This window comes from Rhodococcus sp. 852002-51564_SCH6189132-a (genome assembly GCF_001665495.1).
In the GTDB taxonomy this organism is placed as follows: Bacteria; Actinomycetota; Actinomycetes; order Mycobacteriales; family Mycobacteriaceae; genus Rhodococcus; species Rhodococcus pyridinivorans.
On the sequence record NZ_LZMJ01000037.1, the window covers coordinates 111,010 to 137,012 of the forward strand.

Below are 26,003 nucleotides of genomic sequence, written 5' to 3' on the forward strand. Positions count from 1 at the left end.
CTCTGGTGCGGTCGATAAGAACGGAGACAACGCATGAGCGGCAGAACATTCGGCGGCGGCACCGCGGTGCTGGTCCTCGAGGACGGACGTGCCTTCCGCGGCACCACTTTCGGCGCGGTCGGCCAGACGCTCGGCGAGGCCGTGTTCACCACGGCAATGACCGGCTACCAGGAAACCCTTACCGACCCGAGCTACCACCGCCAGATCGTGGTGGCCACGGCACCGCAGATCGGCAACACCGGCTGGAACGACGAGGACAACGAATCGGTCGGCCCCGACGGCAACGCGGCCGACTCGAAGATCTGGGTGGCCGGCTACGTGGTGCGCGACCCGTCGCGCACCACCTCGAGTTGGCGCGCCACCGGTACCCTGCAGGACGAACTCGAACGGCAGAAGGTCGTCGGGATCGCGGGCATCGACACCCGCGCGCTGGTACGGCACCTGCGCACCCTCGGCTCGATGCGCGCGGGAATCTTCTCGGGCGACGCACTCGCCTGGAACGGCGACGACCTCGACATCGACGCCCTCCTCGACCGCGTCAAGGCGCAGCCTCCGATGCTCGGCGCGAATCTCGCACGTGAGGTCACGACCACCAGCGGCTACGTCGTCGAACCCGAGGGTGAGGCGCGCTTCGACGTCGCGGCCCTCGACCTGGGGATCAAGAGCAACACCCCGCGACTGCTGGCTGCGCGCGGGATCCGCGTGCACGTGCTCCCCGCCACCACGACCCTGCACGACATCCTCGACCTGAAGGCCGACGGCGTGTTCCTGTCCAACGGTCCCGGTGATCCCGCGGCGGTCGGCGACGTGGTGCACCTGACGAAGGAGATCCTCGGCCAAGGGCTGCCGTTGTTCGGTATCTGCTTCGGCAACCAGATCCTCGGTCGCGCGCTCGGCCTGAACACCTACAAGATGAAGTTCGGCCACCGCGGCCTGAACATCCCGGTCATCGACCACGAGACCGGGCAGATCGCGATCACCTCCCAGAACCACGGCTTCGCGCTCGAAGGTGAGGCAGGCCAGGAGTTCGACACCCCGTTCGGGCGCGCGAAGGTCACCCACACCTGCGCCAACGACGGTGTCGTCGAGGGCGTCCGACTGCTCGACGGTTCGGCGTTCTCCGTGCAGTACCACCCCGAGGCGGCGGCCGGTCCCCACGACGCCGTCGACCTGTTCGATCGTTTCACCCGCCTGCTCGAGGGAGAGAAGAACTAAATGCCACGCCGTACCGATCTCTCCCACGTCCTGGTCATCGGGTCCGGCCCGATCGTCATCGGGCAGGCCTGCGAGTTCGACTACTCGGGCACCCAGGCGTGCCGGGTGCTCCGCGAGGAGGGCCTGCGGGTCTCCCTCGTGAACTCGAACCCGGCCACGATCATGACCGACCCCGAGTTCGCCGATGCGACCTACATCGAGCCGATCACCGCCGACTACGTCGAGAAGGTCATCGCGACCGAGCAGGCCAGCGGCACCCCGATCGACGCGGTGCTCGCGACCCTCGGCGGCCAGACCGCCCTCAACACCGCCGTCGCGCTGTCCGAGCGCGGCATCCTCGACAAGTACGGCGTCGAACTCATCGGCGCCGACTTCGACGCCATCCAGCGCGGCGAGGACCGGCAGAAGTTCAAGGACATCGTCACCAAGTGCGGCGGCGAATCCGCTCGCTCGGCCGTCTGCTACACGATGGACGAGGTCCGTGCGACCGTCGCCGAACTCGGCTTCCCCGTCGTGGTGCGACCGTCCTTCACCATGGGCGGCCTCGGCTCCGGTATGGCCTACGACGACGCCGACCTCGAGCGCATCGCCGGCGGTGGTCTCGCGGCCTCGCCCACCGCGAACGTGCTCATCGAGGAATCCATCCTCGGCTGGAAGGAATACGAGCTCGAACTCATGCGCGACGGTGCCGACAACGTCGTCATCGTCTGCTCGATCGAGAACGTCGACCCGGTCGGTGTGCACACCGGCGACTCGGTGACCGTCGCCCCCGCGATGACGCTCACCGACCGCGAGTACCAGAAGATGCGCGACCTCTCGATCGCCATCCTGCGCGAGGTCGGTGTCGACACCGGCGGCTGCAACATCCAGTTCGCGATGGATCCGCGCGACGGCCGGCTCGTCGTCATCGAGATGAACCCGCGCGTGTCGCGGTCGTCGGCGCTCGCGTCGAAGGCCACCGGCTACCCGATCGCGAAGATGGCCGCCAAGCTCGCCATCGGCTACACCCTCGACGAGATCGTCAACGACATCACCAAGGAAACGCCGGCCTGCTTCGAACCGAGCCTCGACTACGTCGTGGTCAAGGCCCCGCGGTTCGCGTTCGAGAAGTTCCCCGGTGCCGACGGCACTCTCACCACCACCATGAAGTCGGTCGGTGAGGCCATGTCGATCGGCCGCAACTTCACCGAGGCCTTCGGCAAGGTGCTGCGCTCGCTCGAGACCAAGTCCGCCGGTTTCTGGACCGGCCCCGAGGTCGAGGGCACCCTCGAGGAGATCCTCGAAGAGATCCGCACTCCCACGGACGGCCGGTTCTACCGGATCGCCCGGGCGCTCGAGCTCGGTGCGACCGTCGAGCAGCTCTTCGACGCCACGAAGATCGACCCGTGGTTCCTCGAGCAGTTCGCGTACATCGTCGAGCTGGGCGAGGACGTCCGCACGGCCGAGCAGTTCGGTGCCACCGAGCTGCGCTATGCGAAGCACCACGGTTTCTCCGACCGGCAGATCGCGGCGCTGCGCCCGGCACAGTTCGCCTCCGAGGACGATGTCCGTGCCCTCCGTCAGGAGCTGGGCGTCCACCCGGTCTACAAGACCGTGGACACCTGCGCGGCCGAGTTCGAGGCGAAGACGCCGTACCACTACTCGACCTACGAGCTCGACCCCGCGGCCGAGACCGAGGTCGTCGAGCAGCGCGACAAGCCCAAGGTGCTCATCCTCGGTTCCGGCCCGAACCGCATCGGCCAGGGCATCGAGTTCGACTACTCGTGCGTCCACGCCGCGCTGACGCTGTCGGAGGCCGGTTACGAGACCGTGATGGTCAACTGCAACCCCGAGACGGTCTCGACCGACTACGACACCGCCGATCGCCTGTACTTCGAGCCGCTGACCTTCGAGGACGTCCTCGAGGTCTACCGCGCCGAGTGCGAGTCCGGCACCGTCGCCGGCGTCATCGTCCAGCTGGGCGGCCAGACCCCGCTCGGCCTGGCGCGTCGACTGAAGGCCGCCGGGGTGCCGATCGTCGGTACCTCGCCCGAGGCCATCGACCTCGCGGAGGACCGCGGCGAGTTCGGTCGCGTGCTCGACGAGGCCGACCTGCCGGCCGCGAAGTACGGCACGGCCACCACCTTCGAGGGTGCGCGCGAGATCGCCGCCGGCATCGGATACCCGGTGCTGGTGCGCCCGTCCTACGTGCTCGGTGGTCGCGGCATGGAGATCGTCTACGACGAGAAGGCGCTCGAGACCTACATCTCCAACGCCACCGAGATCTCCGACGACCGCCCCGTGCTCGTCGACCGCTTCCTCGACGACGCCGTCGAGATCGATGTCGACGCGCTGTGCGACGGCACCGACGTGTACATCGGCGGAATCATGGAGCACATCGAGGAGGCCGGCATCCACTCCGGCGACTCGGCCTGTGCGCTGCCGCCGATCACTCTGGGCCGCGCCGACATCGAGAACGTCCGCCGCTCGACGGCCGCGCTCGCGAAGGGCATCGGCGTCAAGGGCCTGCTCAACGTCCAGTACGCGCTCAAGGACGACATCCTCTACGTCCTCGAGGCGAACCCCCGGGCCTCCCGCACGGTGCCGTTCGTCTCCAAGGCCACCGCGGTGCAGCTCGCCAAGGCCTGCGCCCGGGTGATGCTCGGCGAGTCCATCGCCGAACTGCGTGCCGCGGGCATCCTCCCGGCCGAGGGCGACGGCAGCGACATCCCGCTCGACGCACCGGTCGCGGTGAAGGAAGCGGTGCTGCCCTTCAACCGGTTCCGGCGTGCCGACGGCACGGGCATCGACACCCTGCTCAGCCCGGAGATGAAGTCCACCGGTGAGGTCATGGGCCTCGACGACGACTTCGGAACCGCGTTCGCGAAGAGCCAGACCGCCGCCTACGGCTCCCTGCCGACCTCGGGCACGGTCTTCGTCTCGCTCGCGAACAAGGACAAGCGGTCGATGATCTTCCCGGTCAAGCACCTCGCCGACCTGGGCTTCCACATCATGGCTACCGTGGGAACGGCAGAAGTGCTGCGCCGCAACGGTGTTCCCTGCGAGCAGGTCCACAAGGTCTCCGGCGAGGACAAGCCGGAAGGCGCACTCGACGTCGTCGACCGCATCCGCGCCGGAGACGTGGACATGGTCATCAACACCCCCTGGGGCAACGCCGGTCCGCGTGTGGACGGCTACGAGATCCGCAGTGCGGCGGTCGCCGCGAACATCCCGTGCGTCACCACGGTGCAGGGTGCCTCCGCGGCCGTGCAGGGTATCGAGGCGGCACTGCGCGGTGAGATCGGAGTCAGCTCGATCCAGCGGATGCACGCGCGGCTGCGCGGCGTACCCGCCGAACAGGCGTGACACCCTTCGGGCAGCGACTCGCGGACGCTCTCGGGCGCCGCGGGCCGCTGTGCGTGGGAATCGACCCGCACCCGGGGCTCCTCACCGCGTGGGGGCTCGGCGACGACGTCGACGGCCTGGCCCGGTTCAGCGAACTGTGCGTCGAGGCCTTCGGCGACACCGTCGCGGTCGTCAAGCCGCAGGTGGCGTTCTTCGAGGCCTACGGCTCCGCCGGTCTCGCGGTGCTCGAACGCACCATCGCCGACCTGGGGGATGCGGGGGTGCTCGTCCTCGCGGACGCCAAGCGCGGCGACATCGGCTCCACGATGGACGCCTATGCGCGCACCTGGCTGTCGGACGGCTCTCCGCTGTGCTCGGACGCGGTGACCGTCTCCCCGTACCTGGGGTTCGGTTCGCTCGCTCCGGCGCTCGATCTGGCCGCCGGAACGGGCCGCGGGGTGTTCGTGCTCGCGGCGACCTCCAATCCCGAGGGTGCCCAGTTCCAGCGCGCGCGGCTCGACGACGGGCGCACCGTCGCGCAGGCCGTGGTGGACGAGTGCGCTGATCGCAACAGCGCTGCCCGCACGGACGGGGCCGCAGGGCTCGGCTCCGTGGGTGTGGTGGTCGGTGCGACCCTTACCGAGGCGCCGGACCTGTCCGACCTTCACGGGCCTATCCTGATGCCCGGAGTGGGGGCCCAGGGCGGCACCGCCGACGACGTGCGACGACTCGCAGGCGACCACCTGCGCGCGGTCGTGCCCAACGTCTCACGCGACGTGCTGCGGGCCGGCCCGTCCGTCGCCGACCTGCGGGCCGCCGTCACCCGCACGCTGGACGGCTTCGCCTTCCTGACGGACTGAGACGTTCGACTCTCGTGCCCGGATCGCCACGCGCGGTCCGGGCACGAGTCGTACATACCGCTCGTATGCACTCTGACCTGCGCTCGGAGTGGCGCGACACGCGGAATGGGAAAAAAATTTCTCGGCCCGCCGAGGCGCCGGAACAGTGGGCCGGTGAGTAGGGGAGCCGCCCGACCCGATGCGTCCCCCTCCGTCGCAGCAGATTACCGGTGACCTGGGGTTTTTCTCTGTTGGGGCAGTTCGTGGCGATGCCTGGACGCCGATCGGGGGGTGCGGGATCCACTGCGGGAACGGCGTGCACTACCGCACGGATTTTCGAGCGGATCGCCGGGGGGTGGGTTCGCATTCGTCGGTGGTCGTGAGTACGGTCGCTATCGCCGCTGGTTACAGCGGTGAAGACTCGAAAGCCAACGATGAGACGGAGGAACCGTGGCCCTTCCCCAGCTGACCGATGAGCAGCGCGCCGCTGCTCTGGAGAAGGCGGCTGCTGCCCGTCGTGCCCGGGCTGAGCTCAAGGAGCGCCTCAAGCGCGGCGGCACCGACCTCAAGCAGGTGCTCAAGGACGCCGAGAACGACGAGATCCTCGGCAAGATGAAGGTGTCGGCGCTGCTCGAGGCCCTGCCGAAGGTCGGCAAGGTCAAGGCGCAGGAAATCATGACCGAGCTGGAGATCGCCCCGACCCGCCGTCTGCGCGGCCTCGGCGACCGTCAGCGCAAGGCCCTGCTCGCCAGGTTCGATTTCGACGCCTGAGCACGTGGTAGCTGACGCACGACCCGTGACGGACAGCGCACCCGCAACGCGGAGGGGCCGGCTGGTGGTACTGGCCGGACCCTCCGCGGTGGGTAAGTCGACCGTCGTACGCCTTCTGCGGAGCCGGATCCCGGATCTGCACTTCAGTGTCTCGGCCACCACCCGGGACCCGCGACCGGGTGAGGTGGACGGGGTGGACTACCACTTCGTCGGCCGCGCCGAGTTCGACCGGATGATCGAAGCCGGTGAACTGCTCGAATGGGCCGACATCCATGGCGGCCTGCAGCGATCGGGTACTCCGGCCAAACCGGTGCTCGACGCACTCGCCGAGGGGCATCCGGTGCTCGTGGAGGTCGACCTCGCGGGAGCACGGGCCGTCCGTGCGGCGATGCAGGACGCGGTCCTCGTCTTTCTCGCCCCGCCCAGTTGGGAGGTGCTCGTCGAGCGCCTCACCGGCCGAGGCACCGAAACCGACGAGGTCGTCGCTCGCAGGCTCGATACCGCCCGCAGCGAACTGGCCGCGCAGGACGAGTTCGACGTCGTGATCGTCAACGACGATGTCGACCGGGCCTGCGATGAATTGGTATCCTTGTTGGTTGGACCCGGAGCCGACTGATCCGTCCGCGCCTCGAGCGCATCCGGCTGCCGGTTCCGGCGCCCTCCCATCCCGCGACCTCTCAGGAGAACACCGAGTGAGCAGCATCCAGGCAGCCGCGACCGACCTCGAGGGCAACACCCTTCCGGTCTACGACACCCCCACGGGTATCACCAACCCGCCTATCGACGAGCTGCTCGAGCGCGCCTCCTCGAAGTACGCGCTGGTGATCTACGCCGCCAAGCGGGCACGCCAGATCAACGACTACTACAACCAACTCGGCGACGGCATCCTCGAGTACGTCGGCCCCCTCGTGGAGCCGGGTCTGCAGGAGAAGCCGCTGTCGATCGCCCTGCGCGAGATCCACTCGGATCTGCTCGAGCACACCGAAGGCGAGTGAGCAACCCCGCTTCGAGCGGCGAGGCCGGATCCGTGCAGCGCCGCCGCATCGTCGTCGGTGTCGCCGGTGGCATCGCCGCCTACAAGTCCTGCGCACTGATCCGGGCCTTCACCGAGAGCGGACACCACGTGCGGGTCGTCCCGACGGAGTCCGCCCTCGAATTCGTCGGGCGCGCCACCTTCGAGGCGCTCTCCGGCAATCCCGTGCAGACCGGTGTGTTCGCCGAGGTGCCGCAGGTGCAGCACGTCCGGCTCGGCCAGGAGGCCGACCTCGTCGTCGTCGCTCCGGCCACCGCCGACCTCATGGCGCGGGCGGTCGCGGGTCGCGCCGACGACCTCCTCACGGCCACCCTGCTCACCGCGCGGTGCCCCGTGATGTTCGTGCCCGCGATGCACACCGAGATGTGGGAGCATCCCGCGACCGTCGACAACGTCGCGACGCTGCGTCGCCGCGGTGCCGTGGTCGTCGAACCGGCCTCGGGTCGGCTGACGGGCAAGGACACCGGTGCCGGGCGCATGCCCGAACCCGACGAGATCTTCAATCTGGCCTCGCTGCTGCTCGAGCGGGCCGACGCGCTGCCCCGCGACCTCGCCGGTCGCCGCATCGTCGTGTCCGCCGGCGGTACCCGTGAGCCCCTCGACCCGGTGCGCTTCCTCGGCAACCGGTCGTCCGGCAAGCAGGGCTACGCGCTCGCCCGTCTCGCCGCTCAGCGCGGCGCCGACGTCACGCTCGTCGCCGGCAGCGTCTCGGGTCTCGACGACCCGGCCGCGGTCGACGTCGTGCGCGTCCGGACGGCCGCTCAGATGCAGGACGCCGTCGCCAAGCACGCCTCGGGTGCCGACGCGGTCATCATGTCCGCGGCCGTTGCCGATTTCCGGCCCTTCACCTTCGCGACCAGCAAGATCAAGAAAGGTGAGGGCGAACCCGATTCCATCGCGCTGACGAAGAACGACGACATCCTCGCCGGTCTCGTCCGAGCGCGTGCCGAAGGCGGCCTGTCCGCCGAGACGGTCATCGTCGGGTTCGCAGCGGAGACCGGCGACGAACACGGAGACGTGCTCACCTACGCCCGCGAGAAGCTCGCCCGCAAGGGATGCGATCTTCTCGTCGTCAATGCCGTCGGCGAAGGTAAGGCCTTCGAGGTCGACGACAACAACGGCTGGTTGCTGTCCGCGGACGGTTCGGAAACCGCCCTCGCCCACGGGTCGAAGGCCCTCATGGCCAGCCGCGTGCTCGACGCGCTGGGACCTCTGCTGGCGGAACGCAGCAGAATCGGGTGATTTCAATACTCGCGCCGACGCCTGCGGAGCAGTAGCGTCGGCACTGCGATCGGGTCCTGCCGACCCGATCGGGGAGCGCATGCTCCATACGGTTTGTCCGTCCAGCGCCTGGCGCACAGTCGAGAGGGAGTTTCGTGAGCAAGACCGGCGGTCGTCTTTTCACCAGTGAGTCCGTGACCGAAGGGCATCCGGACAAGATCTGTGACGCGATCAGCGACTCGGTTCTCGACGCGCTCCTCACCGAGGATCCTCGTGCCCGGGTAGCGGTGGAAACCCTCGTCACCACGGGCCAGGTGCACGTGGTCGGTGAGGTCACCACCTCGGCATACGCCGACATCCCCAAGATCGTCCGCGATCGGGTGCTCGAGATCGGCTACGACTCGTCGTCGAAGGGCTTCGACGGCAACTCCTGCGGTGTCAACATCGCGATCGGCGCGCAGTCGCCCGAGATCGCCGGCGGCGTCGACGTCTCGCACGAGGCGCGCAGCGGTGTGCTCACCGACGACGAGGTCGCCCGCCAGGGCGCCGGCGACCAAGGCCTGATGTTCGGCTACGCCTGCTCCGATACGCCCGAACTCATGCCGCTGCCGATCTCCCTCGCACATCGCCTGTCGCGCCGGCTCACCGAGGTCCGCAAGTCGGGGGTTCTGCCGTACCTGCGTCCCGACGGCAAGACCCAGGTCACCATCGAGTACGCCGGCGACAAGCCAGTCCGTCTCGACACGATCGTCATCTCGACGCAGCACGCCGCCGACATCGATCTGAACAACCTGCTCACGCCGGATCTGCGCACCCACGTCGTCGACGCGGTGCTCGCCGACCCGAACCTGGCCGATCTCGACACGGCCGATGTGCGTCTGCTGGTCAACCCGTCCGGATCGTTCGTCCTCGGCGGTCCGATGGGCGACGCCGGCCTCACCGGCCGCAAGATCATCGTCGACACCTACGGCGGCATGGCCCGCCACGGTGGTGGCGCGTTCTCCGGCAAGGATCCGTCGAAGGTCGACCGTTCGGCCGCCTACGCGATGCGCTGGGTCGCCAAGACCGCCGTCGCCGCCGGTCTCGCCGACCGCATCGAGGTGCAGGTCGCCTACGCGATCGGCAAGGCTGCTCCGGTGGGTCTGTTCGTCGAGACCTTCGGCACCGAGAAGACCGACCCGGCCCGCATCCAGCAGGCCATCGGCGAGGTCTTCGACCTGCGCCCGGGCGCGATCATCCGTGATCTCGACCTGCTGCGCCCGATCTACGCGCAGACCGCTGCGTACGGCCACTTCGGCCGTACCGACATAGACCTGCCGTGGGAGAACACCGACCGCGCCGACAAGCTGCGCGCGGCCGCCGGTCTGTAGATTCCGATCGGGCCCGGGTGGCTGCTGATTTCGACGCCGCCGAGGTCGATCCGGTTGCGCGGGTTCTCCCGCTGCTACCGGTTCCGCACCTCGACCGGGAGTTCGACTACCTGATCCCGCGCGACCTGGACGCGGACGCCCGCCCGGGCGTCCGCGTCCGCGTCCGCTTCGCCGGACGTCTCGTCGACGGTTTCCTGCTCGCACGCGCCGCGACGAGCGATCACACCGGCAAGCTCGGCCGACTCGACCGCGTCGTCTCGTCCGAGCAGGTCCTCACGCCCGAGATCGCTGCTCTGGCAGAGGAAGTCGCGACCCGCTATGCCGGGACCCGGGCCGACGTGCTGCGTCTGGCGGTACCTCCGCGACACGCACGTGTCGAAGCCGAGGCGTCGCGCCCACCGGAACCTCCGCCTGTTCCGGAGATCGATCCTGCCGCGTGGGGCCGGTACCGGCACGGCGAGAACTTCCTCGAAGCGCTCGGCGGCGGCCGCGCCCCGCGCGCGTCCTGGCAGGCGCTGCCCGGTGAGGATTGGCCCCGACGGCTCGCCGAACTCGCCGCACTGACCCTCGCCTCGGGGAAGGCGGCCGTGCTCGTCGTTCCCGACCAGCGTGACCTCGACCGTCTCGTGAAGGCGTGTGCAGACGTCGCCGGGGCCGATCACGTCGTCGGCCTCGCCGCCGGCCTCGGACCGGCCGAACGGTATCGACGCTGGCTTGCGGCGCTGCGCGGATCCGCGCGCATCGTCGTCGGGACCCGGGCCGCCGTCTTCGCCCCGACCCCCGATCTCGGGCTCCTCGTGGTGTGGGACGACGGCGACGACCTGCACTGCGAACCACGGTCCCCGTATCCGCACGCCCGCGAAGTGGCTGCTCTGCGCGCCCACGCGGTCGGTGCCGCCATCGTGATCGCCGGGCACGCCCGCACTGCGGAGACCCAGGCGCTCGTCGAGGCCGGCTGGGCACACGATCTCGTGGCACCCCGCGACGTCGTACGGGCGTGCGCGCCGAAGGTCACGGCCCTCGCCGACAGCGACCACGCACTCGCACGGGATCCGGCCGCGCGTGCCGCGCGACTGCCTGCCATCGCGTTCGCCGCCGCCCGATCCGCTCTCGCGGTCGACCGCCCGGTGCTCGTGCAGGTACCGCGGCGCGGATACGTGCCCGCGCTCGCGTGCGGAAAGTGCCGGGCACCCGCCCGCTGCCGGCACTGCAACGGCCCGCTCGCACTGCCCACGGCGGCCGGTCCCGACGGTGCCGCGATCCCGGCCTGCCGCTGGTGCGGTGTCGCCGATGCGCGTCACCGCTGCCACGCGTGCGGCGCGCGCTCGTTGCGGGCCGTGGTGGTCGGGGCGGCCCGCACCGCCGAAGAACTGGGCCGCGCCTTTCCGGGCGTGCCGGTCGTGACCTCCGGCGGCAACGACGTCAAGCACACCGTGCCCGGTTCGGCGTCGCTCGTCGTCTCCACCGTGGGCGCCGAACCCGTCGCCGAGGGCGGTTACGGGGCGGCGCTGCTCCTGGACGGGTGGGCCCTGCTCGGCCGTGCCGATCTGCGCGCCACCGAGGAGACGATGCGCCGCTGGCTCACCGCATCGGCGCTCGTACGGTCGTTCGCCGACGGGGGACAGGTCGTGGTCGTCGCCGATTCCGGGATCCCCACCGTGCAGGCGCTCGTGCGTTGGGATCCCGTGGGACACGCCCAGTCCGAGGTCTCCGAACGAGCCGAGGTCGGTTTCCCGCCCGCGGTCCACATGGCCGCGATCGACGGGTCGTCCGCGGCGGTCGCCGAACTGCTCGAGGCCACACACCTGCCCGATGGAGCCGAGGTGCTCGGGCCCGTGCCGCTCCCGCCGGGGCAACGACTGCCGTTCGGATCCGAGGGACCCGAACCGGAGGACGTGCACCGGATGATCGTGCGGGTCGCACGCGAGCGCGGTCGCGCACTCGGTCGCGCCCTGCGCGACGCCCAGGCCACCCGCACGGCGCGTCGCGCGGACGGTCCGCTGCGGGTTCAGGTGGATCCGCCGCGTATCGGCTGACCCGGCCGCGGAGGGGGCGCGGATCTCCGCTGCCGGCCTAGGCCGCTTTCGGAATCGGTTGCGACGGAATGGATGCGGCGTCCGTACCCTTCCACAGCGCCGCGAAGTCGTGGCGATGTCGAATGCCCAGGATGCGCAGCAGGACGAAACGCGGTACGGGCGGCACGAGGTGCACGACGTGATCGCGCGAGGAGCCGTCGAGACCGTCGATGAGCCAGTTCCCTTCCTTGCCGAGCTGCTGCATCCCCTTCGGCTCGATACTGAACTCCTGGTCCCACGCGCGCCACTGCGCGTCGGTGATGCTGGTCGGGACCAGCGGCATCATCTCCCGCTCCTCACGTTCGAGATGGGGGAGCAGAACCTCGGACAAGCGGGACAGTGCTGCACCGAGTGCTTCGCCGGAGCCGGGGCGGTCGGCGCGGAGATCGCGTGCCGTCTCCTCGACTGGGGCGATCGCAGGCTCGATGGTGCGGTGGTCGGCGTTCATCCTCTCCACGAGCGGTGCCGCGTCGGGATTGCACTGCACCACGGGGATAGAGCCCACGGTCCTCGGACCAGTGGTGATGGTGAAGGAAATCCATCATCCACAACACGTGGTGGGCGAGAGCCACTCGGTGGGTCTGCTGCCATGTCTTCGTCGAGGTGGCGACCTCGATGCGGAGGAGGGGCGCGGCGGAGGGCGGAGTGCGCGATTCCCATGATTCGGGTATCGGCGGATCCGTCGGGATCGGTGGAGTGTCCGTCGACGGAGGCTGTTCCCAGTGTCGATCCGGCGTGGACCGAGAGCAAGTCCCGCCGGCTGCTGCCGTACATACGGACGACAGCGACACGCGTTGCCGGGGATATTATTTGTCACAGTAACGGAGCCGGTGATTGTGACCGATCTACTTCCGTAGGTGCCGGGGAGGCGCAGGAGGAGAGGGCGGACGAATGGGTGCCGGGCGGAGTGTCGGTGGTGTCGTCGGAGCGTGTGTCGTCGCGATGCTGACTGTGGGTGCAGCGGCACTGACTATGGGCGCAGCGGCGGCGCAGCCGCTCCCGTCCGACGACGGACCGATCCTCGGTCTCGGGGAAGGGTCGTACAGCAGCGTGCCCGTCCCGGCGGGACCGGTGGCCACCGGGCACGCCGAAGCGGCCGAATACGCCGAGAACAACCCCGATGTCGCCCCCGCCGGTAGCAACGACTTCGCGTGCGTGCCGTCCGAGGAGCGCCCTCATCCGGTGGTGCTCGCGCACGGCACCGATTCCAACGCCTACTCCGACTTCGCTGCTCTCTCGCCGCTGCTCGCCGCGTCAGGCTGGTGCGTATTCGCCCTGAACTACGGGTTCGCCGACGGTGCCGAGGACTACGGCACGGGCGACATCCGCGTCTCCGCAGCACAGTTCGGTGAGTTCGTCACCGAGGTCCTCGACGCGACCGGTGCGGAGGAGGTCGACGTCGTCGGCTACTCACAGGGAGCCACGGTGGCCCGTTACTACATCAACGAACTCGGGGGTGGCGAGGTCGTCGACCGGTGGGTGGGGATCGCGTCGCCGAGCTACGGAGGCACCTTCTACGGCATCGGGGCCGCCGTCGCCGCGCTGCCCGGAGCGACCGACATCGTCGAGGGCGAGTTCTCCGTCGCCCTCGTGCAGCAGCTTCAGGGGTCGGAACTGCTCACCGAACTCAACACACCCACCGACACCGTGCCCGGCGTGCGCTACACGACCATCGGTAGCGAGGTCGACGAGGTCATCCAGCCCGCCGGCAATGTCGCACTCCATGGTGAGGGCGCCGTCAATCACGTGATCCAGGAGCTGTGCCCGCAAGATCTGACCGGCCACTTCAACATGGTCTACGACCCCTTCTCGCTGCAGCTCGCGCGGCACGCGCTCGACCCCGACCGGTACGCGATCGGGGAGTGCACCACCGTCGCGCTCGGCACCGGTATCCCCGAACTGATCCTCCAGTCCAACACCTGAGCGCGGGCGCTCGGGCTCCGACGCCTGAGCTCCATGCTCTCCGGTGCCGGCCTCCTCGAGGTGACCGCCCGGCGCGGTGATGCAGGTCGCACGACGTCGACTCCCTAGACTGTGAGAGGTCATCGCCGTCGAAAACTGGAGCAGCATCCGTGACATCCCCGCACAGTCCACACGCAGCGCACCCCACCTCCTGCTCGGCGGTGCTCTGACATGCGCGTGGTCTTCGCGGGAACACCGGAACCCGCCGTCCCGTCGCTGCTCCGCCTCATCGAGTCACGCCACGAGGTCGTCGCGGTGGTCACCCGCCCCGACACCACCGCCGGTCGCGGCCGGAAGGTCGTGCGATCCGCCGTGGGGCAGATCGCCGACGAACACGGCATCGAGGTCCTCACGCCGCGCTCGCCGCGCGACCCCGAGTTCGTCGCGCGACTGACCGAACTCGCACCCGACTGCTGCCCCGTGGTGGCCTACGGCGCCCTGATCCCGCAGGACGTCCTGGACATCCCTGTGCACGGATGGGTGAACCTCCATTTCTCGCTGCTGCCCGCCTGGCGCGGCGCGGCGCCCGTGCAGGCGGCGATCGCTGCCGGTGACGAGATCACCGGAGCGAGCACCTTCCGGCTCGAGGCCGGCCTCGACACCGGTCCGGTCTACGGCGTCGTCACCGAGACGATCCGTCCCACCGACACCGCCGGCGACCTGCTCGGCCGCCTCGCCGAGGTCGGTGCGACGCTGCTCGAATCCACCCTCGACGGCCTCGAAGACGGCATCCTCACGCCCGCACCGCAGCCGGCCGACGGTGTCTCGCACGCGCCCAAGGTCACCGTCGAGGCCGCCCAGGTGCAGTGGACACTCCCCGCACACGTCGTCGACCGGCGAATTCGCGCCGTCACGCCCGCTCCGGGTGCGTGGACGATGATCGGCGACCTGCGCGTGAAGATCGGTCCCGTGACGGTGACCGACGAGACCCTCGAACCCGGTGAGCTCGACATCCGCAAGGACGGCGTGCTCGTCGGTACCGCTACCACTGCCGTCCGGCTCGGGACGGTGCAACCGCCCGGGAAGAAGGCGATGACAGCCACGGACTGGGCGCGCGGCGCCCGTCTCGACCCGAAGGTGCGTGCGCGATGAGCGAATCCGGCAGGCCCCCGCGGGGCAAGCGCAATGCCGGAGGACGGAACCCCGCAGGTCGCGGGGGACGCAGCGGCGGTGGGAAGCCGAACCGCAATCCGGCGTCCGAACACGCCCCCCGACCGTGGAAGCCTCCCGCCGACCCCGCACGTGTCGCCGCGCGGGACGTGCTGCGCGCCGTGCGCGAACGGGACGCCTACGCCAATCTCGTTCTCCCGTCGCTGCTCCGGGAGCGGCATCTCGACGCGCGCGACGCCGCCCTGGCCACCGAGCTCACCTACGGCGCGGCCCGCGCGCGAGGCCTGCTGGACGCCGTGATCGCCGACGCCGCGAACCGTCCCGTCGACGAGATCGACGGCGCGCTGCTCGACGTACTGCGTCTGGGTGCCTACCAGTTGCTGCGCACGCGCGTCGCCCCGCACGCCGCTGTCGCCACGAGCGTCGACCTCGTCCGGGCCGAATTCGGATCGGGCCGAGCAGGTTTCGTCAACGCGGTGCTTCGTCGTGTGGGTGAGCGTTCGGAGGAGGAGTGGATCACGCTGCTCGCCCCCGACCCGGACCGCGACCCGGTGGGTCACCTGGCCTTCCGATACGCGCACCCCCTGTGGATCGCGCAAGCGTTCGCCCACGCGCTCGGATCGGATGCCTCCGAACTCGCCGACGTCCTCGCCGCCGACGACGCGCGCCCGATCGTCCACCTCGTCGCCCGGCCCGGGGTTATCACCGCGGAGGAACTCGCGCTCGTCACCGGCGGTGAGCTCGGACCGTGGTCGCCCTATGCGGTGCACCTCGAGCACGGCGACCCCGGCCGCCTCGAACCCGTCCGGGAAGGCATGGCCGCAGTCCAGGACGAAGGCAGCCAGCTCGTCGCACGTGCCCTCACTCTCGCACCCCTCGTCGGCGAGGACCGGGGCCGCTGGCTCGACCTGTGCGCGGGACCGGGCGGAAAGGCGGCGCTGCTCGGCGCCATCGCCGCGATCGACGGGTTCGCCGTCGACGCGGTCGAACCGGTCGACCACCGCGCGGAACTCGTCCGCAAGACCGCCCGCGACCTGCCGGTGACCGTGCACATCGCCGACGGGCGCGAGCCCGGACTCGAACCGGGCTACGACCGGATCCTCGTGGACGCACCCTGCACGGGTCTCGGCGCGTTGCGTCGGCGTCCCGAAGCACGGTGGCGACGGCAACCCGGCGACGTCGCCGAACTCGTGCGGCTGCAGAAGGAACTGCTCGCATCGGCGATCGGACTGCTGCGTCCCGGTGGTGTGGTGCTCTACTCGACGTGTTCACCGCACGTCTCGGAGACCGTCGCCGTCGTGTCCGACGCGGTGCGCCGCCACGGTGTCGAACAGCTCGACACCCGCGAACTCGTCCCCGGCGTGCCGCAAGTCGGGGAGGGGCCGGGAGTCCAGCTCTGGCCGCACCGCCACGGCACCGACGCCATGTTCATGGCTGCGCTGCGTAAACCCGAGCGCTGATCGCGACCGCCGGACACGGATCGTCGTGTCCGGCGCCGGGGAAGATGAAAGTCTTCTCATCCGGTCTTCACGATCGATTCACTCCGGTGCAGGATGCTGTTCTCCATGCCGGTGATGAAACGCATGCTCGTGATCGCAGCGCTGCTGCTGATCCCGGCGGCCCTCGCGTGGGGGAGCCAGGCCCTGACACGACCGGCGGGCTCCCCCGAGATCGGTGATGCATCGGTCACCGTCTCCGTCGTGCCGGCCCCGGTTCCCGATCCGGGCTGGTCCGACGTCGCGCGTCAGCCCCTGCCGACCCCTCAGGTCGAGTGGGACGACGACTGGGACGACGACGGCGACGACAGTGGGGACGACAGTGGGGACGACGACTGGGACGACGATGACGACTGAGTCCGGGAAGCCGGCCGGGACGGAGCGCGCCGGTCACCTCCGCATCCCTCACCCCGGTCGCGGATCCGCTCTCCCTGCCCGGTGGCGCATCCTCAGCTGGATCCTGCTGACCACGGCCGTCGCGCTCGTCGCCGTCGTCGTCACCGCGCGGGTGCTGCTCCTCAACCACGTCGACCGAGATGCGAATGCCGACATCACTCAGGAGATCGACGAATTCCGGGCATTCGCCGCCGAGGGCGTCGACCCCACCACGACGTTCCCGTTCACCTCCGTGGAGCGGATGCTCGAGGTCTATCTCAACCGCCAGCACACCTCGGAGGGCGAGGTGATCGTCGGCGTCGTCGACGGTTCGCTGCTCTTCGACCGCCGTATCGCGGTGGACCGGCCCGACCTGCCGGCGAACCTCACCGAGGACGGTGTGATGTTCGAGCGCATCCTCAACGCCCCCACCGGCTCGGGCGTCCACGAGGTGGACGGTGGACAGATGCGCTGGGCCCGCGCCGACGTCACCTCCGGCGACGACCGGGGCGCGCTGATCGTCGCCGTGTTCACCGCCGAGCAGCGCGCGAAGGTCGCCGACACCGCCCGCACCATCGGACTGGTCGCGATCGGCGGCCTCGGTCTCACGGCGATCATCGGCTGGCTGGTCGCGGGACAGATCCTCGCCCCGATCCGCCAGGTGCGCGAGGTGGCCGCCGCCATCGGCGAGAAGGATCTGACGAGTCGGGTGCCCGTGCACGGACGCGACGACATCGCCGCACTGGCACAGACCTTCAACTCGATGCTCGACCGCCTCGAACAGGCCTACACCACGCAGCAGCAGTTCGTCGACGACGCCGGCCACGAACTGCGGACACCGATCACCGTGATCCGCGGGCACCTCGAACTCATGGATCTCGGTCACGCCGACGACGCGACGCGCGAGGAGACGATCCGGCTCGTCGAGGACGAACTCGACCGGATGGCGCGGATCGTCACCGACCTGCTCGTCCTCGCCAAGGCCGAGCGCCCCGACTTCGTGCAGCGACGACCGGTCGACGTCACCGACCTCATGCTCGACGTCGAGGCCAAGGCGCAGATGCTCGGCACCCGCGACTGGCAGCTCATGGAGATCGCCGAGGGCATGGCCGACATCGACGCCCAACGCGTCACCCAGGCCGTGCTGCAGTACGCGACCAATGCTGTCACGCACACCCACCCTGGGGACGTCATCCAGCTCGGATCCGTCTTCGTCGAGCACGACGGCACCGAGCACCTCCGGATCTGGGTCCGGGACACCGGACCCGGGGTCGCTCCGGACGACGCGGCACGCATCTTCGAACGCTTCCGCCGCGGACGCACCGTCCCCGGTGACCGGCACGGACCCGCCGCCGAACGAGGCGGGGCGGGTCTCGGACTCGCCATCGTCCGCGCCATCGCCGACGCGCACCACGGCTCGGCTTGGGTCGAGAGCGCGGTCGGGCACGGCGCGACCTTCGGCATCGACCTCCCCCTACGAGACCCCGCAGGAACCACCGGCACGACCGGCACGACCGGCACGACCGGCACGGCCGGTTCCCCCGGTACAGCCGAGACTCGAAGGACCGCATCGCAGTGAGCAGAATCCTCATCGCCGAAGACGACACCCGCATCACCGCCTTCCTCGAGAAGGGGCTGCGCGCAGCGGGATACACCACCACCGACGCCACCGACGGCGAGACCGCCCTGATGCTCGCTCGCAGTGGCGCCTTCGATCTGGTGATCCTCGACATCGGGTTGCCCCGCATGGACGGCTTCACCGTCCTCGAGAGGTTGCGCGGTGAAGGTGTGCGGACCCCCGTGATCGTGCTGACCGCGCGAGACAGCGTCACCGATACCGTCGCGGGGCTCGAGGGCGGTGCCAACGACTATGTGAGCAAACCGTTCCAGTTCGCCGAACTGCTCGCCCGCATCCGGTTGCGCATCGGCGACAGCAGCTCGGCTGCCGATCCGGCAGCGGTGATCCGCGACGGCGACATGGCTCTGGACCTGCGGGCCCGACGCGCCGAGATCGCAGGGGAGAGCGCCGATCTCACCAGCCGCGAGTTCGCCCTGTTCGAGGTCTTCCTGCGTCACCGCGGGCAGGTGCTCTCCCGCGAACAGATCCTCGGGCACGTGTGGGGATACGACTTCGATCCCGCGTCCAACGTCGTCGACGTCTACGTGCGCGCACTGCGCAACAAGATCGGGGGAGACCGGGTCGAGACGATCCGCGGAGCGGGGTACCGGTTGCGATGACCTTCCACGCCACCGTCCCGCCGAGCTCCGTTGCGCCACAGCAGCGTCCGCCGCGCAGACACACCGCCCCGACGCCCGGCCGGATCGTCGCGGTCGGGATACTCGCCGGCACCGTCGGTCTCCTCGTGTATCTCACGCGCACCGACCCCGACCTGACGCCTCCGGCCGCCGTCACCATGATCGTGTTCGTCGTGGCCGTCTGGCTGTGGGTGTTCACGAGGATCGACGACACCTATGTGGCGCTCGGCGCTGCCGCGGCCCTCACGGTCGTCGGGGTCATCGACGCGGAGGCACTGTTCGCGACCCTCGGCGACGACGTCGTGTGGCTCCTGTTGTCCGCTTTCGTGATCGCCTCCGGTGTCGCGTCCTCGGGTTTGGCGACGCGGGGCGCGGCCTTCCTGGTGACGGGGGCGCACAGCCCGCGGGCGCTCGTGCACCTGGTGACGGCCGCGCTGATCGTCACCGCGTTCGCGGTCCCGTCGACCTCCGGTCGCGCCGCACTGGTGCTCCCGGTGTTCGTCGCGCTCGCGACGGTCCTCGCAGACCGGCCACGACTGGTGCGGGCACTCGCGTTGCTCTTCCCCACGGTGATCCTGCTGTCGGCGGTGGCGTCGCTGCTCGGCGCCGGTGCGCACCTGATCACCTCGCAGATCCTCGTCACGGCGACCGGCACCGGATTCGACTTCGCGACCTGGATGATCCTCGGCCTGCCGCTGGCGATCGTCTCGTCGCACGCCGCCGCCGAGTTGGTGCTGCTGCTGTTCACCTCCACCGACGATCGGCGCGGACGCCTCACCGTCACCGCCGCCGACATCGGCGCGCAGGCCGACACTTCGGTCTGCGGGCCGCTCTCCGTCGCCGAATCCCGCGCCGCCCTTCTGCTGGTCGTGGTGATGGTGCTGTGGTGCACCGAACCCGTACACGGCATCCACCCGGCGGTGGTGGCGCTGCTCGGTGCGCTCGTCGCGACCTCCCCGCGGTACGGCTCCGTGCGTCTCGCGCCTGCGCTGAAGACCGTGCCGTGGCCTCTGCTGCTGTTCATGGCGGCAACGCTGTCGATCGGTACCGCGCTGACGACGAGCGGCGCGGCGGACTGGCTCGCATCGACGGCTTTCGGCCCGCTCACCTCGCGCGGAGAGGGTGCCGGTCCGTTGTTCGTGGTCGTCGTGGTCGTGATCTCCGCTGCGGCGCACCTGGTCATCCAGTCGCGCTCGGCCCGTTCCGCCGTTCTCGTTCCCGTCGTGGTGGCACTCGCCCCGAGCGCAGGTGTCGATCCGCTCGCCGCGGCCTTCGTCTCGACGGCCGCCGCAGGCTTCTGCCACACCCTGCCGTCGTCGGCCAAGCCCGTGACGCTGTTCGCGGACGTGCCCGGCACATCCACCTACTCGACCTCCGACCTGTTGCGCCTGGCAGCGCGGCTCGGCCCGCTCCTCGCCGCGCTGGTCCTGTTGTTCGCGTGGTTCGTCTGGCCGCTGCTCGGCCTGTCGCTGTTCGTCTGATCCCTGTTCCCTCCCCCGTTGTCCCGTTCCACGGTCTGTCCCGTTTCACGATCGGAGTCGTCATGGCTTTGAAGGTTCCTCATCGCGTGCTCGTCGCACCCAGCGGTTTCAAGGAGAGTCTCGATGCGCGCAGCGTCGCCGCTGCGATCGGTGCGGGAGTCCGCCGGGCTCTGCCGTGCGCCGCCGTCGACCTCGTGCCTGTTCCGGACGGTGGGGAGGGCACCGCCGAGATCCTTGCCGAGGCCACCGGCGGCACGCTCGTCCCGGTCACCGTGACCGGTCCCGTCGGCGAGCCGGTGCGGGCGAGCTGGGCGCGTCTCGGTGGTGTCACCCGCGGGACGGCGGTCGTCGAGATGGCCTCGGCCGCCGGCCTTCGTCTCGTGCCCACCGATCGCCGTGATCCCGGTGCCACCACCACCCGCGGGGTCGGTGAACTCGTTGCCGCGGCACTCGACGACGGCATCCGCCGCATCGTCATCGGCTGCGGCGACTCGGGCACCAGCGACGGCGGAGCCGGGGCACTGCGAGCACTCGGCGCCCGGATCCTCGACGCCGACAGCCACGAACTGCCCGACGGGGGACGGCACCTCGCGCGCGCCGCGCGTCTCGATCTCGACGATCTGCACCCGGCGCTCGCCGACACCGAGATCGTCCTGGCCTGCAACGTCCACAACGTCCTGTGTGGGCCGACCGGTGTCGCTCGGGTCTTCGGCCCGCAGAAGGGCGCGACACCCGCGCAGGTCGAGGAGCTGTCCGCCGCTCTGGAGCGCTGGGCGAAGGTGCTCGAACGGGACGGGCGGGCACACGGGCTGGATGTGCGGTTCGGGGCGGGCACCGGCGCCTCAGGCGGCCTCGGTGCCGGTCTGGCCGCGGGCATCGGCGCCCGGATCGCCTCCCGGTTCGACGTGCTGCTCGACAGCGGCCTGTCCGGTATCGATCTAGACTCCCTGATCGCGCGCGCCGATCTGATCATCACCGCCGAGGGCAGCATCGACGTCCAGACCCCGCGCGGCAAGGTGCCCGCGGAGGTCGCCCGCCGCGCCCAGCGCGCCGGGGTGCCGGTGCTCGCCATCGCCGGGTCGCTCGGCGAGGGGGCGCGCGACGTCCACGACGTCGGAATCGGCGCGATCGCGTCGATCATCCCCGTCCCGATGCGCCTCGAGGACGCCGTCGCCAACGGTCACGACCTGCTCGTCGACGCCGCCGCGCGGTCCATGCGTCTGCTGATGCTCGGCTCCGCCGTGGCGAGTCGCAGCAAGGGCCGGGCGAAGAAGCGCAAGCACCGGGCGGCGGCGTGATGCAGTTCCGCGCGCGGCCGGCCGGGGCCGAATAGGGTTCCGGTCATGCCCGAGATCGTCACCCTGACCATGAACCCGGCACTCGACGTCACGACCTTCACCGACGCGGTGGTGCCCACCCGCAAGCTCCGCTGCGACGAACCGTTCTACGACGCCGGCGGGGGAGGAGTGAACGTCGCGAAGGTCGCGCGCGTGCTCGGTGCCTCGGCCGCCGCCGTCTATCCGGCCGGTGGTGCGCGAGGTGAACAGATGAGCGGTCTGCTCGACGACGACGACGTCGAGGAACACATCGTCCCGATCACCGGGTCCACCCGAGAGTGCTTCACGGCGATCGACCGTCGCAGCGGTCAGGAATACCGTTTCGTCACACCCGGTCCCGAGCTGACGGACGAGGAGCAGGAACGCTGCCTCGCGACACTCGAGAAGGTCGCCGAAGGCGCGAAGTACGTGGTGGCGAGCGGCAGCTTCCCGCCCGGTGTACCCGGCACCTTCGTCCGACGCATCGCGGCGGCGGCGCACGAGGCCGGCGCGCGGTTCGTCCTCGACTCGTCGGGCGATGCGCTGACCAGCATCGATTCGGGTGTCTACCTCGTCAAACCGAGCCTGGACGAGTTGTGCGAGTGGACCGGGCGGGAGCTGGCCACCGACGACGAGCAGATCGCGGCCGCGCGCGAACTCGTCACCTCCGGTGTCACGGAGATCGTGGTCGTCTCGCTCGGCGCAGACGGGGCGATCATGGTGACCGCCGACGAGGCCGTGCGGGTGCCGGCCCTGGCGGCCAAGGTGCGCAGCGCCGTCGGCGCCGGCGACAGCATGGTCGCCGGACTCGTCGTCGGACTGCTGCAGGAACGATCGTTGCGGGACGCGCTTGCTCTCGGGATCGCCTGCGGCACCGCGGCACTGCTCACCGCCGGAAGCCACGTCTGCCACCGCGAGGACATCGATCGTTTCGACGCCCTCGCCCGCCTGGTCTGACGACCCGCGGCGCCGGTCCGGCGACCGCCGGTCACACCGCGCGAGACCGTGGATCCCGCAGGGTACGAACGGCTTCGGTGAGTGTCGAGTGGATGTACCCGAGTTCCGGACTCGCGATGTGCGACCAGTCCGCCGACTCGTCCGCTGCCGCATCGTCCGTCCACGCGGATGTGTCGGTGCCGGGATCGTGCCGCTGGATCCACCAGAGATTGCCGGACGGATCCGAGAACCGGGCGAGGACATCGCCGAAGAAGTCCGTAGGCCGTGTGACGATCGCCGCGCCGTGCTGCGTGGCGCGTTCGAGGACGGCATCGACGTCGTGCACGTGGACCCGTACGAAGGCGGGGGTGAAGGGCCAGTCCGGTTTCCGGTCGGCGACCACGAGCACGGAGTCGCCGACCCGCACCTCCGAGTGGAGGAGGAGTCCGTCGTGGTCGAGGGTGCGCGCTTCGGGCACCTCCTCGGCCTCGAAGACGGCGACGAGGAAGTCGACGAGTTCGGTTGCTCCGTCGGAGATCAGGAAGGTGTCGACGGTGTTCGATCCGTCCGGACGGGGAGGGAGGGATTCGCGGTGATGGAGATCGGTCACGATGATCCTTGGGTTCGTAGGTGACTGCCAGCCTTCCGGGTATTGCGGCCACTTGGTGGCACCAATGCGCCCGAGATCGGAGATTCCGGCCGGGTTCGGCTGCGTGCGGCGCGTGCGACGCAGGTCCGACCCGGTGGAGGGCGCCGACTAGACTCGTCGGTTGTGGCCCACCCGATGATCGCTCCGTCCATCCTGTCCGCGGATTTCGCTCGTCTCGCCGACGAGGCGCAGGCCGTCGCCGGTGCCGACTGGCTCCACGTCGACGTCATGGACGCCCATTTCGTTCCGAACCTGACGCTCGGTCTCCCGGTCGTCGAGTCGCTGTTGAAGGCGACCGACATCCCGCTCGACTGTCACCTGATGATCGAGAACCCCGGTCGATGGGCTCCGCCCTACGCCGAAGCCGGTGCCCACAACGTCACCTTCCACGCGGAGGCGACCGACGACCCGGTCGCCGTGGCCCGCGACATCCGCGCGGCCGGCGGCAAGGCCGGGCTGTCCGTCAAGCCCGGCACCCCCATCGAGCCCTATCTCGGGATCCTGAAGGAGTTCGACACGCTGCTCGTGATGAGTGTCGAGCCGGGCTTCGGTGGTCAGTCCTTCATCCCGGACGTCCTCGACAAGGCCCGTCAGGTGCGTCGCCTGGTCGACTCGGGTGAACTGCGTCTGCTCGTCGAGATCGACGGTGGCATCAACACCGACACCATCGAGGCCGCCGCGGAAGCCGGTGTGGACTGCTTCGTCGCCGGGTCCGCCGTCTACGGCGCCGCCGATCCCGGTGAGGCGGTCCGCAAACTGCGGGCGCAGGCCGGGGCTGCGTCCCCGCACCTGACGCTCGCGCCGTGACCGCACCCGAGATCGCCGAAGCCCTCCAGTTCGCGCTCGACGCCTCGGAGGCCGTGCGGGGCACGACCAGCCCCAACCCGCCTGTCGGAGCGGTGATCCTCGACGCGGACGGCGCGGTGGCAGGTGTCGGGGCCACCGCACCACCCGGCGGTCCACACGCGGAGGTCCGGGCACTCGAGGCCGCGGGCGAACGCGCGCGCGGCGGAACCGCCGTCGTCACCCTCGAACCGTGCAACCACACCGGCCGCACCGGCCCGTGCGCGCAGGCCCTCATCGAGGCGGGGATCGCGACGGTGTACTACTCCGTCGCCGATCCGAATCCCGTCGCCGGGGGCGGCGCCGACACCCTCCGCGCCGCGGGCATCACGGTGCATCCCGGTCTCGGTGCCGAGACCGTCGCCCGCGGCCCGCTGCGGGCATGGCTGCACCGGCAACACACCGGCCGGCCGCACGTGACGTGGAAGTACGCCGCGTCGATGGACGGTCGCAGCGCGGCCGCCGACGGCACGAGCAAGTGGATCTCCGGTCCCGAGTCGCGTGCGCGCGTGCACGACCAGCGCAGCCGGCTCGACGCCATCATCGTCGGAACCGGCACCGTCCTCACCGACGACCCGTGGTTGACCGCCCGTCTGCCCGACGGCGAACTCGCGCCGCACCAGCCGCTGAGGGTCGTTATCGGTATGCGTGAGATCCCCACCTCCGCAAGAGTTCTCGATGACGCGGCGCCGACGCTGGTGTTGCGCACCCACGACATCGGGGAGGTGCTCGACGCGCTCGGCGACCGACCCGACGTGCTGCTCGAAGGCGGCCCCCGGCTCGCGGGCGCCTTCCTCGCAGCGGGCTGCGTCGACCGCATCCAGGCATACCTGGCGCCCGTCGTGCTCGGAGCCGGCGAGGCCGCCGTCGAGGACGCCGGGGTGGGCACGATCTCCGACGCGCTACGGTTCCGCCGGGAACGGGTCGAGACCGTCGGCTCGGACATTCTGTTGACACTCGTCCCGGACCGGGACAACCGACACTCGTCCCGGACCGGGACAACCGACACTCGTCCCGGACCGGGACAACCGAATCGGACCCGGTCGCGGATCGGGAGCTAAGGAGCGGAACATGTTCACCGGCATAGTCGAGGAACTCGGTGAGATCGTCGCGAAGGAGGACCTCGCCGACTCGGCACGCTTCACCGTGCGCGGACCGCTGGTCACCTCCGACGCCGAGCACGGCGATTCGATCGCGGTCAACGGGGTGTGCCTGACGGTCGTCGACGTCCTCGACGGCGGGTCCTTCACCGCCGATGTAATGCAGGAGACGCTGAACCGGTCGTCGCTCGGACAGCTCACGCTCGGCAGCTCCGTCAACCTCGAACGCGCCGCCGCGCTGAACAGTCGCCTCGGCGGCCACCTCGTGCAGGGCCACGTCGACGCCACCGGAGCCGTCGTCTCCCGCACACCCTCGGAGAACTGGACTGTGGTGCGCATCTCGCTCCCGGCCGAAATCTCCCGCTACGTGGTCGAAAAGGGATCGATCACCGTCGACGGTGTCTCGTTGACGGTCTCGGGTCTCGGAGGGGAACGCGGACAGGAGTGGTTCGAGATCTCGCTCATTCCGACCACGCTGTCGCTGACGACGCTCGGCACCGCCGAGCCGGGCACCCTCGTCAACCTCGAGGTCGACGTGATCGCCAAGTACGTGGAGCGCCTGCAGAACGCGCGCTGACGCGTCGTACTGTGGAGATCGACAGTGGACGCGGAGCACGAGTCGTCCGGATAC

23 protein-coding genes are annotated in these 26,003 nt (G+C 69.9%); 21 read left to right on the forward strand and 2 right to left on the reverse strand.

All coding sequences use genetic code 11. From position 1 onward, the window contains the following. Positions 1–33 precede the first annotated feature (33 nt). The 9 genes from carA (at position 34) to A5767_RS08590 (ending at position 11,809) form a co-directional block, all read left to right on the forward strand. Positions 34–1,215, forward strand: a complete 1,182-nt coding sequence (gene carA, locus A5767_RS08550; protein WP_064852084.1) for a glutamine-hydrolyzing carbamoyl-phosphate synthase small subunit — start codon at positions 34–36, stop codon at positions 1,213–1,215. Continuing rightward, entirely contained in the window at positions 1,216–4,560 is a 3,345-nt protein-coding gene (gene carB, locus A5767_RS08555) for a carbamoyl-phosphate synthase large subunit (RefSeq protein ID WP_064852085.1), read from the forward strand. Beyond that, positions 4,557–5,399 (forward strand): orotidine-5'-phosphate decarboxylase, encoded by an 843-nt coding sequence (gene pyrF / locus A5767_RS08560; RefSeq protein ID WP_064256308.1) that lies wholly within the window; start codon positions 4,557–4,559, stop codon positions 5,397–5,399. The genes carB and pyrF overlap by 4 nt, the downstream gene beginning before the upstream one ends. A 429-nt stretch (positions 5,400–5,828) precedes the next feature. After that, complete coding sequence (gene mihF, locus A5767_RS08565; RefSeq protein ID WP_006551450.1) at positions 5,829–6,149, forward strand: integration host factor, actinobacterial type; 321 nt, start codon at positions 5,829–5,831, stop codon at positions 6,147–6,149. 64 nt (positions 6,150–6,213) lie between these two features. Continuing rightward, positions 6,214–6,765 (forward strand): guanylate kinase, encoded by a 552-nt coding sequence (gene gmk / locus A5767_RS08570; protein ID WP_041803328.1) that lies wholly within the window; start codon positions 6,214–6,216, stop codon positions 6,763–6,765. 76 nt (positions 6,766–6,841) lie between these two features. Then, positions 6,842–7,144 carry a DNA-directed RNA polymerase subunit omega gene (rpoZ, locus tag A5767_RS08575; protein WP_006551452.1) on the forward strand — a complete coding sequence of 101 codons (303 nt, stop codon included), beginning with the start codon at positions 6,842–6,844 and terminating at the stop codon, positions 7,142–7,144. After that, positions 7,141–8,424 carry a bifunctional phosphopantothenoylcysteine decarboxylase/phosphopantothenate--cysteine ligase CoaBC gene (coaBC, locus tag A5767_RS08580; RefSeq protein WP_064852086.1) on the forward strand — a complete coding sequence of 428 codons (1,284 nt, stop codon included), beginning with the start codon at positions 7,141–7,143 and terminating at the stop codon, positions 8,422–8,424. Before rpoZ ends, coaBC begins: the two co-directional genes overlap by 4 nt. Positions 8,425–8,558: 134 nt before the next feature. After that, positions 8,559–9,773, forward strand: a complete 1,215-nt coding sequence (gene metK / locus A5767_RS08585; RefSeq protein WP_064852087.1) for a methionine adenosyltransferase — start codon at positions 8,559–8,561, stop codon at positions 9,771–9,773. Between the two features lie 17 nt (positions 9,774–9,790). Then, positions 9,791–11,809 (forward strand): primosomal protein N', encoded by a 2,019-nt coding sequence (locus tag A5767_RS08590; RefSeq protein ID WP_033096606.1) that lies wholly within the window; start codon positions 9,791–9,793, stop codon positions 11,807–11,809. A 37-nt stretch (positions 11,810–11,846) separates the two neighbouring features. Here A5767_RS08590 and A5767_RS08595 read toward each other — a convergent pair whose 3' ends face one another. Beyond that, the gene (locus A5767_RS08595; protein ID WP_231913147.1) at positions 11,847–12,353 is read right to left on the reverse strand and encodes a hemerythrin domain-containing protein; all 507 of its coding nucleotides are present in this window, start codon (positions 12,351–12,353) and stop codon (positions 11,847–11,849) included. Between the two features lie 386 nt (positions 12,354–12,739). Here A5767_RS08595 and A5767_RS08600 point away from each other — a divergent pair, with 386 nt between their 5' ends. The 9 genes from A5767_RS08600 to A5767_RS08640 all read left to right on the forward strand — a co-directional run bounded on the left by A5767_RS08600 (position 12,740) and on the right by A5767_RS08640 (position 22,801). Next, positions 12,740–13,771, forward strand: coding sequence for an esterase/lipase family protein (locus A5767_RS08600; protein ID WP_064852089.1), 1,032 nt, complete (start codon positions 12,740–12,742; stop codon positions 13,769–13,771). A gap of 210 nt (positions 13,772–13,981) precedes the next feature. After that, positions 13,982–14,902 (forward strand): methionyl-tRNA formyltransferase, encoded by a 921-nt coding sequence (gene fmt / locus A5767_RS08605; protein WP_024100791.1) that lies wholly within the window; start codon positions 13,982–13,984, stop codon positions 14,900–14,902. Next, a complete protein-coding gene (locus A5767_RS08610) occupies positions 14,899–16,380 on the forward strand; it encodes an RsmB/NOP family class I SAM-dependent RNA methyltransferase (protein WP_006551458.1) in 1,482 nt (493 codons plus the stop codon). Before fmt ends, A5767_RS08610 begins: the two co-directional genes overlap by 4 nt. A gap of 105 nt (positions 16,381–16,485) precedes the next feature. Beyond that, the gene (locus A5767_RS08615; protein WP_231913148.1) at positions 16,486–16,773 is read left to right on the forward strand and encodes a hypothetical protein; all 288 of its coding nucleotides are present in this window, start codon (positions 16,486–16,488) and stop codon (positions 16,771–16,773) included. Then, complete coding sequence (locus A5767_RS08620; RefSeq protein WP_064852091.1) at positions 16,763–18,370, forward strand: sensor histidine kinase; 1,608 nt, start codon at positions 16,763–16,765, stop codon at positions 18,368–18,370. The genes A5767_RS08615 and A5767_RS08620 overlap by 11 nt, the downstream gene beginning before the upstream one ends. Next, complete coding sequence (locus tag A5767_RS08625) at positions 18,367–19,029, forward strand: response regulator transcription factor (protein ID WP_006551461.1); 663 nt, start codon at positions 18,367–18,369, stop codon at positions 19,027–19,029. The genes A5767_RS08620 and A5767_RS08625 overlap by 4 nt, the downstream gene beginning before the upstream one ends. Beyond that, positions 19,026–20,528, forward strand: a complete 1,503-nt coding sequence (locus tag A5767_RS08630; protein ID WP_064852092.1) for an SLC13 family permease — start codon at positions 19,026–19,028, stop codon at positions 20,526–20,528. The genes A5767_RS08625 and A5767_RS08630 overlap by 4 nt, the downstream gene beginning before the upstream one ends. 62 nt (positions 20,529–20,590) lie before the next feature. After that, the gene (locus tag A5767_RS08635) at positions 20,591–21,826 is read left to right on the forward strand and encodes a glycerate kinase family protein (protein WP_033096611.1); all 1,236 of its coding nucleotides are present in this window, start codon (positions 20,591–20,593) and stop codon (positions 21,824–21,826) included. 45 nt (positions 21,827–21,871) lie between these two features. Further along, on the forward strand, positions 21,872–22,801 hold the full coding sequence (locus tag A5767_RS08640; RefSeq protein ID WP_006551464.1) for a 1-phosphofructokinase family hexose kinase: 930 nt from the start codon (positions 21,872–21,874) through the stop codon (positions 22,799–22,801). 31 nt (positions 22,802–22,832) lie between these two features. Here A5767_RS08640 and A5767_RS08645 read toward each other — a convergent pair whose 3' ends face one another. Next, entirely contained in the window at positions 22,833–23,390 is a 558-nt protein-coding gene (locus A5767_RS08645) for a VOC family protein (protein WP_006551465.1), read from the reverse strand. 162 nt (positions 23,391–23,552) lie between these two features. Here A5767_RS08645 and rpe point away from each other — a divergent pair, with 162 nt between their 5' ends. Genes rpe through A5767_RS08660 form a run of 3 tightly spaced genes read left to right on the forward strand, consistent with a single transcriptional unit; the run spans position 23,553 to position 25,949 of the window. Then, complete coding sequence (rpe, locus tag A5767_RS08650; RefSeq protein WP_006551466.1) at positions 23,553–24,236, forward strand: ribulose-phosphate 3-epimerase; 684 nt, start codon at positions 23,553–23,555, stop codon at positions 24,234–24,236. Beyond that, positions 24,233–25,333: a bifunctional diaminohydroxyphosphoribosylaminopyrimidine deaminase/5-amino-6-(5-phosphoribosylamino)uracil reductase RibD gene (gene ribD / locus A5767_RS08655; RefSeq protein ID WP_006551467.1), complete on the forward strand. Its 1,101-nt coding sequence runs from the start codon at positions 24,233–24,235 to the stop codon at positions 25,331–25,333. The genes rpe and ribD overlap by 4 nt, the downstream gene beginning before the upstream one ends. A gap of 10 nt (positions 25,334–25,343) precedes the next feature. Further along, positions 25,344–25,949, forward strand: coding sequence for a riboflavin synthase (locus A5767_RS08660; RefSeq protein ID WP_024100797.1), 606 nt, complete (start codon positions 25,344–25,346; stop codon positions 25,947–25,949). Positions 25,950–26,003: the final 54 nt, after the last annotated feature.

What these genes read in the sequence shown, in the direction of transcription:
- A5767_RS08600 (WP_064852089.1), top strand. Translation starts at nt 12,740, where the DNA reads ATGGGTGCCGGGCGGAGTGTCGGTGGTGTCGTCGGAGCGTGTGTCGTC.
- fmt (WP_024100791.1), top strand. Translation starts at nt 13,982, where the DNA reads ATGCGCGTGGTCTTCGCGGGAACACCGGAACCCGCCGTCCCGTCGCTG.
- carB (WP_064852085.1), top strand. Translation starts at nt 1,216, where the DNA reads ATGCCACGCCGTACCGATCTCTCCCACGTCCTGGTCATCGGGTCCGGC.
- carA (WP_064852084.1), top strand. Translation starts at nt 34, where the DNA reads ATGAGCGGCAGAACATTCGGCGGCGGCACCGCGGTGCTGGTCCTCGAG.
- A5767_RS08660 (WP_024100797.1), top strand. Translation starts at nt 25,344, where the DNA reads ATGTTCACCGGCATAGTCGAGGAACTCGGTGAGATCGTCGCGAAGGAG.
- A5767_RS08640 (WP_006551464.1), top strand. Translation starts at nt 21,872, where the DNA reads ATGCCCGAGATCGTCACCCTGACCATGAACCCGGCACTCGACGTCACG.
- A5767_RS08635 (WP_033096611.1), top strand. Translation starts at nt 20,591, where the DNA reads ATGGCTTTGAAGGTTCCTCATCGCGTGCTCGTCGCACCCAGCGGTTTC.
- A5767_RS08630 (WP_064852092.1), top strand. Translation starts at nt 19,026, where the DNA reads ATGACCTTCCACGCCACCGTCCCGCCGAGCTCCGTTGCGCCACAGCAG.
- A5767_RS08620 (WP_064852091.1), top strand. Translation starts at nt 16,763, where the DNA reads ATGACGACTGAGTCCGGGAAGCCGGCCGGGACGGAGCGCGCCGGTCAC.
- A5767_RS08610 (WP_006551458.1), top strand. Translation starts at nt 14,899, where the DNA reads ATGAGCGAATCCGGCAGGCCCCCGCGGGGCAAGCGCAATGCCGGAGGA.
- A5767_RS08615 (WP_231913148.1), top strand. Translation starts at nt 16,486, where the DNA reads ATGCCGGTGATGAAACGCATGCTCGTGATCGCAGCGCTGCTGCTGATC.